11 protein-coding genes are annotated in these 12,243 nt (G+C 71.1%); 2 read left to right on the top strand and 9 right to left on the bottom strand.

Going from position 1 to position 12,243, the window contains the following annotated elements:
- Positions 1–5 precede the first annotated feature (5 nt).
- Together ASF38_RS16100 and pafA are read right to left on the bottom strand one after the other, a co-directional pair.
- Entirely contained in the window at positions 6–926 is a 921-nt protein-coding gene (locus tag ASF38_RS16100; protein ID WP_056577377.1) for an FKBP-type peptidyl-prolyl cis-trans isomerase, read from the bottom strand.
- Between the two features lie 103 nt (positions 927–1,029).
- Complete coding sequence (gene pafA / locus ASF38_RS16095; protein ID WP_055968239.1) at positions 1,030–2,391, bottom strand: Pup--protein ligase; 1,362 nt, start codon at positions 2,389–2,391, stop codon at positions 1,030–1,032.
- A 114-nt stretch (positions 2,392–2,505) separates the two neighbouring features.
- Between pafA and ASF38_RS16090 the strand changes: the two genes are divergently transcribed.
- A complete protein-coding gene (locus tag ASF38_RS16090; RefSeq protein WP_056577374.1) occupies positions 2,506–3,486 on the top strand; it encodes an aldo/keto reductase in 981 nt (326 codons plus the stop codon).
- Between the two features lie 34 nt (positions 3,487–3,520).
- Here ASF38_RS16090 and ASF38_RS16085 read toward each other — a convergent pair whose 3' ends face one another.
- The 5 genes from ASF38_RS16085 to dop all read right to left on the bottom strand — a co-directional run bounded on the left by ASF38_RS16085 (position 3,521) and on the right by dop (position 8,613).
- Complete coding sequence (locus ASF38_RS16085) at positions 3,521–5,140, bottom strand: alpha/beta hydrolase (RefSeq protein WP_056577372.1); 1,620 nt, start codon at positions 5,138–5,140, stop codon at positions 3,521–3,523.
- A 114-nt stretch (positions 5,141–5,254) separates the two neighbouring features.
- Positions 5,255–5,950 (bottom strand): proteasome subunit alpha, encoded by a 696-nt coding sequence (prcA, locus tag ASF38_RS16080; protein ID WP_056554634.1) that lies wholly within the window; start codon positions 5,948–5,950, stop codon positions 5,255–5,257.
- A gap of 21 nt (positions 5,951–5,971) precedes the next feature.
- Positions 5,972–6,787 carry a proteasome subunit beta gene (gene prcB / locus ASF38_RS16075; protein WP_055968610.1) on the bottom strand — a complete coding sequence of 272 codons (816 nt, stop codon included), beginning with the start codon at positions 6,785–6,787 and terminating at the stop codon, positions 5,972–5,974.
- An 11-nt stretch (positions 6,788–6,798) separates the two neighbouring features.
- Positions 6,799–7,005, bottom strand: coding sequence for a ubiquitin-like protein Pup (locus ASF38_RS16070; protein WP_055968231.1), 207 nt, complete (start codon positions 7,003–7,005; stop codon positions 6,799–6,801).
- Positions 7,006–7,110: 105 nt separating this feature from the next.
- On the bottom strand, positions 7,111–8,613 hold the full coding sequence (gene dop, locus ASF38_RS16065; RefSeq protein ID WP_056577370.1) for a depupylase/deamidase Dop: 1,503 nt from the start codon (positions 8,611–8,613) through the stop codon (positions 7,111–7,113).
- 152 nt (positions 8,614–8,765) lie between these two features.
- Here dop and ASF38_RS16060 point away from each other — a divergent pair, with 152 nt between their 5' ends.
- Positions 8,766–9,941: a glycosyltransferase family 1 protein gene (locus ASF38_RS16060; protein WP_056577367.1), complete on the top strand. Its 1,176-nt coding sequence runs from the start codon at positions 8,766–8,768 to the stop codon at positions 9,939–9,941.
- On the opposite strand, the gene ASF38_RS16055 is transcribed toward ASF38_RS16060, so the two are convergent.
- Together ASF38_RS16055 and arc are read right to left on the bottom strand one after the other, a co-directional pair.
- Positions 9,931–10,353, bottom strand: a complete 423-nt coding sequence (locus ASF38_RS16055; protein WP_056577363.1) for a GNAT family N-acetyltransferase — start codon at positions 10,351–10,353, stop codon at positions 9,931–9,933. The two genes, ASF38_RS16060 and ASF38_RS16055, sit on opposite strands and share 11 nt — an antisense overlap.
- Positions 10,354–10,442: 89 nt before the next feature.
- Positions 10,443–12,164 carry a proteasome ATPase gene (gene arc / locus ASF38_RS16050; RefSeq protein WP_055968220.1) on the bottom strand — a complete coding sequence of 574 codons (1,722 nt, stop codon included), beginning with the start codon at positions 12,162–12,164 and terminating at the stop codon, positions 10,443–10,445.
- Between the last annotated feature and the right edge of the window lie 79 nt (positions 12,165–12,243).

The following is a 12,243-nucleotide window of genomic DNA, read 5'->3' as shown; positions in this document are numbered from 1 at the left end:
GACGGTCAGGAGGCGTCCAGCAGGTCGATCGCGAAGGTCAGCGTGTCGCCGGGCTCGATGCCGCTGCCCTCCTGCGGGCTGTCGCCGTAGGCGGAGTCGGCGGGACACACCAGGACCACGCGGCTGCCGATCGTCTGGCCGGGCAGGAGGTCCTTCCAGCAGGCGATGACCTGGTCGAGCGAGAACGTCGACGGTGTTCCGCGGTCCCAGCTGCTGTCGAACACCTTGCCGTCGGGGTAGACCTGGCCGACGTAGTGCGCCGTGATGCTGGCCCCCTTGGCGACCTTCTCTCCGTCGCCCTTGATCGCGACGTACGCAGCCGCCTTCTCGGGGTCCTTCGTGACGTCGCCACTGGTCTCGAACCCGGCCGGCTTGTCGTCCTTCAGGGTGATCGAGGGGACGGTCTCGGGCAGCTTCTCGGCCGCACCCTTCGCCTCGGTGGGGACCTTGGCGACGATGTCGAACAGGAAGACCATGGTGTCGTCGGCCTTGACGCCCAGCGTCTGCTCGGCCTGGTCGCGCGCCTGGCCCTCGGCGAAGCCGTCCTTCGGCGGGATGGCGACCAGCACGCGGCTGCCGACCTTCTGCCCGGTCAGGCCCTTCACGAACCCGGTCAGCACGCTCCCCTCGGTGAGCTGCGTCGTGAGCGGGCTCTCGGCCTTGAACGAGTTGTCGAACTGCTTGCCCGTGCGACCGTTCACGGCCACGTAGTTGAGCTTGACGGTGTCGCCGTCCTGGACCTCGTCGCCGCTGCCCTCGTTGACGACCCGCGTCTCGGTGGAGTCGGTGGTGAAGTCCTCCGGCACCGTGACGCTCGGGTTCTTGCTCGAGCCGACCTCGACGGCGTCGAGTCCTCCACCGGAGCCGGAGCCGCAGCCGACGAGGACGAGGGCGGAGGTCAGGACGATCGCAAGGTTTCGACGCACGGGAGCACTTTCGTCGGGGTGATGGCCTCGATCACCGTAGCCCGGGCGCCCAAGAGGATCCTGAGCGGCGACCGTGCATCGGCCGTGGGGTCACGACGCTGCGTCACATGCCGTCGATGAGCCGCTGCACGCGGTCGTCGGCGGAGCGGAACGGGTCCTTGCAGAGCACCGTGCGCTGGGCCTGGTCGTTGAGCTTGAGGTGCACCCAGTCGACGGTGAAGTCGCGCCGGCGCTCCTGGGCACGCTTGATGAAGTCGCCGCGCAGCCGGGCCCGGGTGGTCTGCGGTGGCACCGACTTGGCCTGGAAGACCCCCAGGTCGGTCGTCACCCGCGCGACCGCTCCGCGGTTCTGCAGCAGGTAGAAGATGCCGCGGTCACGCCGGATGTCGTGGTAGGCCAGGTCGAGCTGCGCGATCCGCGGATCGGCCCAGCTCATGCCGTGCGCCGTGCGGTAGCGGTCGAGCAGACGGAACTTGATGACCCAGTCGATCTCGCGCTCGACGAGGGAGAGGTCCTCGGACTCCACGGCCTTGAGGGTGCGCTCCCACAGGTCCATCGTGCGGTCGATGGTGGGGGTGTGCAGGCCGTGCCGGTCGACGAACTCGGCGGCCTTGCCGAAGTACTCTGCCTGGATCTCCAGGGCGGAGAGCTCACGGCCGTTGGCGAGCTGGACCTTGCGCCGTCCGGTCATGTCGTGGGAGATCTCGCGGATCGCCCGGATCGGGTTCTCCAGCGTCATGTCGCGCATCGTGACGCCCGCCTCGATCATGCGCAGGACCAGGTCCGTGGTGGCGACCTTGAGCAAGGTGGTGGTCTCGCTCATGTTGGAGTCGCCGACGATGACGTGCAGCCTGCGGAAGCGCTCGGCGTCGGCGTGCGGCTCGTCGCGGGTGTTGATGATCGGTCGCGACCGGGTGGTGGCGCTCGAGACGCCCTCCCAGATGTGCTCGGCGCGCTGGCTGACCGAGAAGATCGTGCCGCGGGGCGTCTGCTGGACCTTGCCCGCGCCGCAGATGATCTGTCGCGAGACGAGGAACGGGATGAGCACGTCGGCCAACCGGCTGAACTCGCCGCCTCGTCCGACGAGGTAGTTCTCGTGGCAGCCGTAGGAGTTGCCGGCGGAGTCGGTGTTGTTCTTGAACAGGTAGATGTCGCCGTCGACGCCGTCGTCGGCCAGGCGCTGCTGGGCGTCGAGCATGAGGCCCTCGAGGATCCGCTCCCCCGCGCGGTCGTGCGTGACCAGGTCGACCAGGTCGTCGCACTCGGGCGTGGCGTACTCGGGGTGGCTGCCGACGTCGAGGTAGAGCCGCGCGCCGTTGCGCAGGAACACGTTGCTGCTGCGCCCCCACGACACGACCCGGCGGAAGAGGTAGCGGGCGACCTCGTCGGGCGACAGACGACGCTGACCCTTGAACGAGCAGGTGACGCCGTACTCGTTCTCGATCCCGAAGATCCGCCGGTCCATGTCGTCAGCCTAGTCCGGCGACGCCGGCCCCGTCGGTCGAAGCGCCGGTCGAGGCGCGGTGCGCGCGGCACCGTTCGGGGCGCGGGCGCGCAGGCGGCCCGTAGGGTCGGGACCATGGAGCACAGGACCCTCGGAAGGACCGGCCGCGAGGCCTCGGTCGTCGGCCTCGGCACGTGGCAGCTCGGAGCGGACTGGGGCGACGTGAGCCGCGACGACGCCCGGGCCGTGCTGGACGCCGCCGTGGACTCCGGCGTGACGTTCCTCGACACGGCCGACGTGTACGGCGACGGCCGCAGCGAGCAGGCCATCGCGGACTTCCGGCGTGCGCGTCCGGACCTCGACCTCACGGTGGCCACCAAGATGGGCCGCCGCCTCGACCAGGTGCCCGAGAACTACGTCATGGACAACTTCCGTGCCTGGACCGACCGGTCGCGCAGCAACCTCGGCGTCGACACGCTGGACCTCGTCCAGCTGCACTGCCCCCCGAGCGCGGTCGTGACCGACGACGAGGTGTACGACGCCCTCGACACGCTCGTCTCCGAGGGCGTCATGTCCGCCTACGGCGTGAGCGTCGAGACGTGCGACCAGGCACTCGCGGCGATCGCGCGACCGGGCGTCGCGACGGTGCAGATCATCCTCAACGCCTTCCGGCTCAAGCCGCTCGACGAGGTCCTCCCCGCCGCGCGGGCGGCCGGCGTCGGGATCATCGCGCGGGTGCCGCTGGCCAGCGGCCTGCTGAGCGGGCGCTACACGGTCGAGACCACGTTCGCCGAGGACGACCACCGCTCGTACAACCGCAAGGGCGAGGCGTTCGACGTCGGCGAGACCTTCTCGGGCGTCGACTACGAGGTCGGTGTGCAGGCTGCGCGCGAGTTCACCGACCTGGTGCCCCAGGGCGTCACCTCCGCCCAGGCCGCCGTCGCCTGGGTGGTCGCCCAGGAGGGTGTGAGCACGGTCATCCCCGGTGCCCGCTCCCCCGAGCAGGCCCGCGCCAACGCGCGCGCCGCCGCGGTCGACGTCCGGCCCGAGCTGCTCGAGGGCGTCCGGCGCATCTACGACACCCACCTGCGCGAGGCCGTCCACCCCCGCTGGTGAGCACCGGCGGGGGCGGACGTCGTCGGGCGGTGGCTCAGAGCCCGGGCAGCGGTGCCGGCAGTGCGGGTGCCGGGGCGCGCTGGGTGGTGGGCTGCTCCGCGAACGGGGCACGGTCCTGCGCGCAGGTCTCCCCGTCGTCCGGTGCGTCCCCGTCCACCAGGTAGCGCGCGACGACGGAGTCGGCGCACGCGCTGACCCCGAGCGTCGTGTGGCCGTATCCCTCGACCGTCAGCACGCGAGCGTCCGCGAAGTTCTCGGCGAAGGGTCGGGTGTTCGCGTACGGCGTCGCCGGGTCGAGGCGTGTGCCGATCACCAGGACGCTCGCGTCGGTCGTCTGCGTCCACGGCCCGGTGAAGGCGTCGCCGTCCCGCAGACCGATCTGCGGGCACTGGACGCCGACCCAGCTGCGGAAGCGTCCGAACCGCGGCGCGAGCCGGTCCTCGCGGTCGGCGAGCGCGGGGTACGCGGCGGGCGGGAGGATCGAGCGGGAGTCGACGCAGAGCTGGGCCAACGAGCTGCCGAGCGAGGTGTAGCGCTCCTGGGCCGGGGCCAGCTGCCGCTGCAGCGTCGTCGACGGCTCGCCGCCGCCCTGGGCGAGGAGCACGAGGAAGTCCGAGAGCCCGGCGAACGAGCTCGGCGAGTAGAGCTGGAGGAAGATCGACGAGATGGCCGGCGAGTAGGTGTACTCGACAGCGGTCCCCTGGACGTCGAGCGTCACGGGCTGCGTCCTCAGCCGCTCCAGGAGCTCGCCGACGACGTCCGAGGGATCACCCAACGCGTTCAGGGAGCAGCGCTCACCTGCCAGGCGGCACTGCTCGAGGAACGCGTCGAACGCCTCCTCCGCGGCCGGACCCTGGGCGAGACGTGCGCCGACCGAGCGCGGGTCGCGGTTCGCGCCGGAGTAGGCGTCCACGTCGACGGTGCCGTCGAGCACCATCGAGCCGACCCGGTCCGGGAACAGCCGGGCATAGGTCGCGCCGAGGTAGGTGCCGTAGGAGTAGCCCTGGTAGGCGAGCGTGTCATCGCCCACGGCACGACGCAGGAGCTCGAGGTCGCGCGCCACGTTCGCGGTGGACGCGTGGCGGATGACGTCGCCGGCCTCGTCGCGGCAGGCGCGAGCGATCCGTGCCGACTGGCCGACGAAGGCGCGCTCCTCGGCCCGGGTGACCGGGAACGCCGGGAGCCCCTCGAACGCGGCCGCCTCGTCCGCGGCGTCGTCGTAGCAGAGCGCGGGGTCGGACAGACCGACACCGCGCGGGTCGAACCCGACGAGGTCGTAGCGCTCGCGCACCTCGGGCGTGACGACGAGGTCGGAGATCTGGTGCAGGGTCGAGACACCCTCGCCACCGGGGCCCCCGAAGTTGAAGAACAGGCTGCCCTTCCGCGACTCCGGGTCGCTCGCCGGGAGCCGGGTGAGCGCGACGGTGGTGGTGGCGCCGCGGGGCCGGTCGTAGTCGGTGGGCAGCTCCACGGTGGCGCACTCGAAGCCCGCCGGCGCGCCCGCGCTGCAGGCCCCCCAGTCCAGCGAGGGCGTGGCGATGCGGTCGAGCCGCTTCTGCTCCGAGCCGCTGCGGGCCTGGGCGGGTGTGGTGGTGGTGGCCAGCAGGCCGGCGGCCAGCGTGGCCGCGGTGACGCACGACAGGAGACGTCGCATGGGTTCCCCCCGAGGGATCGATGACGTGACCCTCACGACGCTAGGCGTCGCGGTCGGGTCGGCGCATCGGTCGCGCGGCCGATGCCGCCTCCTCCCTCCGGCGGAGCGGAGGCGTCAGCCGGCGAGGGCCGTGGCGATCGTCGCCTCGTCGAGTCGCTTGAACTTGCGCGGCTGCGCACGGGTGCGGTCGAGGACCGCGGCCTCGAGGTCGCCGGCGGCGATCGAGCGGGCGGGGTCGGCGTCGGAGGCCAGGGCCTGGGTGGCGAGGCGCACGGCCCCGGCGAGGTCGAGCCCGGCCGTGAAGTGCTGGGTGAGGTGCTCGTCGACCTGGTCGCTCTGGCCGCCCATCACGGCGTGGCCCTGGACGTCGGCCACGGAGCCGTCGTACATGAGCCGGTAGATGGTGTCGGTCTCGACCGAGTCGCCCACCTCGGCGACGAAGATCTCCACCTCGTAGGGCTTCTCGCCGCCGGAGGAGAAGATGGTGCCGAGGGTCTGGGCGTAGGCGTTGGCCAGGCCACGGCCGGTGACGTCGCGGCGGTCGTAGGCGTAGCCGCGCATGTCGGCGAGACGGACCCCCGCGATGCGCAGGTTCTCGAACTCGTTGTACCGCCCGACCGCGGCGAATCCGATCCGGTCGTAGATCTCGCTGATCTTGTGCAGCGCGCGCGACGGGTTCTCGGCCACGAGCAGGATGCCGTCGGCGTACTGCAGGACGACCACGCTGCGGCCCCGGGCGATGCCCTTGCGCGCGAAGTCGGCCCGATCCTTCATCAGCTGCTCGGGCGAGACGTAGAACGGTGCGGTCATGCTGCTCCTCCGGAGGGGCGTTCAGGTGAGGGGGGCCGAGGGCCCGTCGGGGCGCGTCATGCGGCCCCCGATGACCGCGTCGGCCACGGCGGCGGTCTCGGTCTCGTCCCAGGCGCGGTAGCCGTCGGCGGTGATCACGCTGACCAGCGGGAAGATCCGCCGGGTCAGGTCGGGCCCGCCCGTGGCGGTGTCGTCGTCCGCGGCGTCGTAGAGCGCCTGGATGACGGCGGTGACCGCGGAGCGCTCGTCCATGTCGGGCGAGTACAGCTTCTTGAGCGAGCCGCGGGCGAACGTCGAGCCCGAGCCGACCGAGTGGAAGGTGCGCTCCTCGTTCTTGTTGCCCGTCACGTCGAAGGCGAAGATGCGGCCGCACTGCTGCACCAGGTCGAAGGCGGCGAAGAGCGGCACGACCGCCAGACCCTGCATCGCCATGCCGAGGTTGCCGCGGATGAGGGCGGCGAGCCGGTTGGCCTTGCCGTCGGTGGAGAGCGTGGCGCCCTCGATCTTCTCGTAGTGCTCGAGCTCGACCTGGAACAGGCGGGTCATCTCGATGGCGATGCCCGCCGTGCCCGCGATGCCGACGCACGAGAACTCGTCGGTGGGGAAGACCTTCTGGATGTCGCGCTGCGCGATGACGTTGCCCATCGTCGCGCGGCGGTCGCCGGCCATGACCACACCGCCCGCGAACGTGGCGGCCACGATCGTGGTGCCGTGCGCGACGCCGGCGAGCTCACCGGAGGCGGCGCCGGCCGCACCGGGGAGCATCTCGGGCGACTGCGAGGCCAGGAGGTCGGCGAACGAGGTGCCTCCCACGGACCGGTAGCCGTCGGGAAGCATCACGGGGCCGCTCACTGGCCGCCCTTCTGGACGAAGCTCCGCACGAACTCCTCGGCGTTCTCCTCCAGGACGTCGTCGATGTCGCCGAGGATCGAGTCGACGTCGTCGTCGAGCTTCTCCTTGCGCTCGGTGTCCTGGGCTGCGTCGACGTGCGACGTCTCGACCTGCTCCTCGTCGTCGGAGGACTTCCGCGTGTTCCTGTGCTGCTGCTCGGCCATGCCGTCAGCCTATCCCCCTGCGACCCACACGCCGCTCGAGTTCGGGCCTGTCGCTGGCGGGTGCTTTTCGCGGCCGGACCGATGCGTCGCCTGCGGGCGCGGGACTCAGCGGCCGGTGATCGCCCGGAACAGCGCCGTGGCATCGGCGCTGGACTCGAAGAGCGCACCCACGTGGTCGGCGGTGCCGCGGAGGGGCTCCATGGTCGGGATCCGCTGGAGGGACTCGTAGCCCGGCAGGTCCAGGATCACCGAGTCCCAGGAGGCTGCGGCGACCTCGGAGGCGAAGGTGCTCAGGCAGCGGCCGCGGAAGAAGGCGCGGGTGTCGTGCGGCGGCTCCTCGACGGCGCGCACCACCTCGGCGTCGCTGACGATCCGGTCGATCCGTCCGGAGTGCACGAGCCGGTGGTAGATGCCGCGCTCGGCACGGACGTCGTGGTACTGCAGGTCGACGAGGTGGAGCTTGGCGTGGTCCCAGTCGAGGCCGTCGCGGTCCCGGTAGGACTCCAGCAGCGACAGCTTGGCCACCCAGTCGAGCTCGCGGACGCACTCCATCGGGTCGCGGGCGAGCCGGGTGAGCACGCTCTCCCAGCGCTGCAGCACGTCGTCGGTCTGCTCGTCGGACCCCTCGCGGGCCACGAAGGCCCGTGCCTGCTCCAGGTAGTGCCACTGCAGGTCCAGGGCGGTCGCGGTGGTGCCGTCCTGCAGCTCCACGAGCGTGGTGAGGGTCGTGTCGTGGGAGATGTCGTGCAGGGCCTTGACCGGCTGCGCCAGGGCGGGAGGCGGGGTCAGGAACCCCGCCTCGAGCATGGCGAGGACGATCGAGGTGGTGCCGTGCTTGAGGTAGATCGACGTCTCGGCCAGGTTCGCGTCACCGATGATCACGTGCAGACGTCGGTACTTCTTCGGGTCGGCGTGCGGCTCGTCGCGCGTGTTGACGATCGGTCGCTTGAGCGTGGTCTCCAGACCCACGCCGACCTCCATGTAGTCGGCGCGCTGCGAGAGCTGGTAGGCGTGCACGCTGCCGTCCTGGCGCTGCCCGACCCGGCCGGCGCCGCAGACGACGGGGCGCGAGACGAAGAACGGCGTCAGCTGCGCGACGATCGCGTCGAACGGGACCGCCCGGTCCACGAGGTAGTTCTCGTGCGAGCCGTAGGACGCGCCCTTGTTGTCGATGTTGTTCTTGTAGAGCACGATCGAGCCCGCGCCGGGCACCTGGGCGGCGAGCTCGGCGCCGCGCCGCATCACGAGCTCGCCGGCCTTCTCCCAGACGACGACGTCGCGGGGCGACGTGACCTCCGGCGAGGAGTACTCGGGGTGCGCGTGGTCGACGTACAGGCGGGCGCCGTTGGTCAGGATGATGTTGGCCAGGCCCAGGTCCTCGTCGGTGAGCTGGGTCGGGTCGGCGACCTCCCGGCTCAGGTCGAACCCGCGCGCGTCGCGCAGCGGGCTCTCCTCCTCGAAGTCCCAGCGGGCGCGCCGGGTGAGCCCGTGGGCGGCGGCGTAGCTGTTCACGACGTGCGTCGACGCCACCATCGGGTTGGCGTTCGGCTGTCCCTGGACGGCGATGCCGTACTCGACCTCGCTGCCTTGCACGCGTCTCACCGTCATGGCCCCAGAGTAGGCGTCCCCGCCCCACTCCCCCGACGTCCGGCGCCCGGTGGGTACGACGACCGGACCGTGCGCACGCTCGTCGCCCACCCTTCAACCGTCGGCCACCTCGCGGTGACCGTGGCGTCGTCGGCGCCCGCGAGGCTCGCGGCATGAGGATCGTGATCGTCGCAGAGTCCTTCCTCCCCCAGACCAACGGCGTCGTGCACTCGGTGCTCCGCGTCCTGGACCACCTCGCGGCCCGCGGGGACGACGTGCTGGTCGTCGCACCCGACGCCGGACCGGACGTGCCCGCCACCGTGGCCGGGGCCCGCGTGGTGACCGTGCCGGCCTGGTCGTTCCCGGGGTACGCCGACGTGCGGGTCGCCACCGGACGGGTCTCCCCGCTCACCGCGATCCTGCGGGACTTCGGCCCCGACGTGGTGCACCTCGCGTCGCCGTTCGCCCTGGGCTGGCGAGCGGCCCTGGCCGCAGCGGCGCTGGACCTGCCCGTGGTCGCCGTCTACCAGACCGACGTGCCGACCTACGCCGGTCGCTACGGGGTGCGGGGCGTGGAGACCCTGCTGTGGAAGCGGGTCCGCGACCTGCACGGTCGGGCCGACCTCACCCTCGCCCCGTCGACGGCCACGATCCGGACCCTGGAGGAGCGCGGGGTCGACCGGCTCCGGCTGTGGCGCCGCGGGGTCGACACCGACCGGTTCTCCCCCACCCGGCGGGACGAGACGTGGCGACGGGAGCTCGCTCCCGCGGGCGAACGTCTCGTGGGCTACGTCGGCCGGCTCGCGCCCGAGAAGCAGGTCCAGGACCTGGCTGCCCTGCAGCACCAGGCCGGGATCCGGCTGGTGGTGGTGGGCGACGGACCGGAGCGCACCCGCCTCGAGCGGCTGCTGCCCGGGGCCCACTTCACCGGCATGCTCCACGGCTCGGCGTTGGCCACCGCGGTGGCGAGCCTGGACGTGCTGGTCAGCACGAGCGAGACCGAGACGTTCTGCCAGGTGGTCCAGGAAGGCCTCGCCTCCGGTGTCCCGGTCGTGGCCGCCGGTGTCGGAGGGCCGGTCGACCTCGTCGACCACAGCCGTACCGGCTGGCTCTACGAGCCGGGCGACCTCGCCGACCTCGCCGAGCGGGTGCGTGACCTGACCGGCGACGACGCCAAGCGAGCGGCGTTCGGGAGGGCGGCGCGCCGCTCCGTGGAGGGGAGGAGCTGGCAGGCGGTGTGCTCCGAGCTCGTCGGCCACTACGCCGCAGCGATCGAGCAGCACCGCGGCACCGGACCGCACGACATCGGACGTCTGCACTGGACGACCCGACGCATGGTCAGGAGCTGAGCACCTTCGCCAGGTGGACGCTGTCGTCGTAGGCCGCGTAGAAGCCGAACGCCGGCTCGTCGACGTACCCGGCCGACCGGTACAGGGCGATCGCCTCGGGCTGCTGCGTGCCGGTCTCCAGCACGAGCCGGCGTAGCCCCGCCTCGGCCGCAGTGCGCTCCAGCTCGGTCAGCACCACACGCGCCAGACCCCGCCGGCGGAACGCCTCGCGCACGAACATCCGCTTGATCTCCGCGTCGGACTCCCCCTGCGGTCCGCCGCGACGCCAGCCGCCCATCGCGGCCGCCGCGCCGTCGACCTCCAGCACCAGGAAGAGCCCGTGCGGGGGCAGGAAGTGCTCGTCCTCGATCGGCGAGATGTCGCCGCTGCCGCCGTACAGCCGGCCGTACTCGGCCTGGACCTCGGTGGTCATCGCGACGACGTCGGGGTCGGCGTACCGGGCACGACGCAGCAGCGGCCGGTCCGAGGGACCGGCCGCGCTGCGCTCCCCGGGTCGTGCGCTCAGAGGTACTGCCCCGTGTTCGCGACCGTGTCGATCGAGCGACCCGGCTCGTTGCCACCCTTGCCCGTGATGAGGGTGCGGATGAAGACGATGCGCTCGCCCTTCTTGCCCGAGATGCGTGCCCAGTCGTCGGGGTTCGTCGTGTTCGGGAGGTCCTCGTTCTCCTTGAACTCGTCGAGGCAGGCCTGCAGCATGTGCTGGACGCGCAGGCCCTTCTGGCCGGTCTCGAGCAGGTCCTTGATCGCCATCTTCTTGGCGCGGTCCACGATGTTCTGGATCATCGCCCCTGAGTTGAAGTCCTTGAAGTACAGGACCTCCTTGTCGCCGTTGGCGTACGTGACCTCGAGGAACTGGTTGTCCTCGGACTCGGTGTACATGGCCTCGACGGTGCGCTGGATCATGCCCTGCGTCGTGGCCGTGCGGTCACCGCCCCACTCGGCCAGGTCGTCGGGGTGCAGCGGCAGCGTGGGCGTCAGGTACTTGCTGAAGATGTCGCGGGCGGACTCGGCGTCGGGTCGCTCGATCTTGATCTTCACGTCGAGGCGTCCCGGGCGCAGGATGGCCGGGTCGATCATGTCCTCGCGGTTGGAGGCGCCGATCACGAGCACGTTCTCGAGGCCCTCGACACCGTCGATCTCGCTGAGCAGCTGCGGGACGATCGTGTTCTCGACGTCGGAGGACACGCCCGAGCCGCGGGTGCGGAACAACGAGTCCATCTCGTCGAAGAAGACGATGACCGGCGTGCCCTCGCTGGCCTTCTCGCGGGCACGCTGGAAGACGAGCCGGATGTGCCGCTCGGTCTCGCCGACGTACTTGTTGAGCAGCTCGGGGCCCTTGATGTTGAGGAAGAAGGAACGTCCTTCCTCGCCGGTGCGCTCGGAGACCTTCTTGGCCAGGCTCGCCGCGACCGCCTTGGCGATCATGGTCTTGCCGCAGCCGGGCGGCCCGTACAGCAGCACGCCCTTCGGCGGCTTGAGCTCGTGCTCGATGAAGACCTCGGGGTGCAGGTACGGGAGCTCGACGGCGTCGCGGATCGACTCGATCTGGCTGCGCAGGCCTCCGATCGACTCGTAGTCGATGTCGGGGACCTCCTCGAGGACGAGCTCCTCGACCTCGCTCTTGGGGATCCGCTCGTACACGTACCCGGCGCGGCCGTCGAGCAGCAACGAGTCGCCCGCACGCAGCTTCATCCCCAGCAGCGAGTCGGCGAGCCGGACGATCTTCTCCTCGTCGGCGTTGCCGAGGACCAGGGCGCGCTCGCCGTCGGCCAGGATCTCCTTGAGCATGACGACCTCGCCGGTCGTCTCGAAGTCCAGCGCCGCGACCACGTTCATGGCCTCGTTGAGGATGACCTCCTGGCCCTTGCGGAGCTCGTCCCTGTCCACGGCAGGGCTCACGGTGACGCGCAGCTTGCGGCCACCGGTGAACACGTCGACCGTCTCGTCGGCGTTGAGCTGCAGGAACGTGCCGAAGCCGGTCGGCGGCTGGGCGAGCCGGTCGACCTCCTCCTTGAGCGTGACGATCTGGTCACGTGCCTCGCGCAGCGTGGACGTGAGCCGCTCGTTCTGCGCGTTGGTCGAGGACAGTCGGGCCTCGAGGTCGGACAGCCTGGAGTCGAGGGAACCCTCCGAGCCCAACCGGCGCCGGAGGTGCTCGACCTCCGCGCGCAGGTACGCCAGCTCGTGTTCCGATCCACCGGGGTTCTCGTTCACGATCGCCACCTCCTGCTCGTCGAGTTCGACCCTAGCCGAGATCAGGTTGCACCAAGGGTCGACCGAGCGCGCGCCGGATGACGATCCG

The organism is Aeromicrobium sp. Leaf272, assembly GCF_001422865.1.
GTDB lineage: Bacteria > Actinomycetota > Actinomycetes > Propionibacteriales > Nocardioidaceae > Aeromicrobium.
Note: the sequence above shows the minus strand (reverse complement) of the source record. Positions and strands in the feature narration are given on the sequence as shown.

Bases quoted from the DNA above. Each gene is read 5' to 3' on its own strand.
- prcB (WP_055968610.1), bottom strand. From the start codon at position 6,787: ATGCTTCCCGACGGCTACCGGTCCGTGGGAGGCACCTCGTTCGCCGAC.
- ASF38_RS16090 (WP_056577374.1), top strand. From the start codon at position 2,506: ATGGAGCACAGGACCCTCGGAAGGACCGGCCGCGAGGCCTCGGTCGTC.
- prcA (WP_056554634.1), bottom strand. From the start codon at position 5,950: ATGACCGCACCGTTCTACGTCTCGCCCGAGCAGCTGATGAAGGATCGG.
- ASF38_RS16055 (WP_056577363.1), bottom strand. From the start codon at position 10,353: ATGACCACCGAGGTCCAGGCCGAGTACGGCCGGCTGTACGGCGGCAGC.
- dop (WP_056577370.1), bottom strand. From the start codon at position 8,613: ATGACGGTGAGACGCGTGCAAGGCAGCGAGGTCGAGTACGGCATCGCC.
- ASF38_RS16060 (WP_056577367.1), top strand. From the start codon at position 8,766: ATGAGGATCGTGATCGTCGCAGAGTCCTTCCTCCCCCAGACCAACGGC.
- pafA (WP_055968239.1), bottom strand. From the start codon at position 2,391: ATGGACCGGCGGATCTTCGGGATCGAGAACGAGTACGGCGTCACCTGC.
- ASF38_RS16085 (WP_056577372.1), bottom strand. From the start codon at position 5,140: ATGCGACGTCTCCTGTCGTGCGTCACCGCGGCCACGCTGGCCGCCGGC.
- ASF38_RS16070 (WP_055968231.1), bottom strand. From the start codon at position 7,005: ATGGCCGAGCAGCAGCACAGGAACACGCGGAAGTCCTCCGACGACGAG.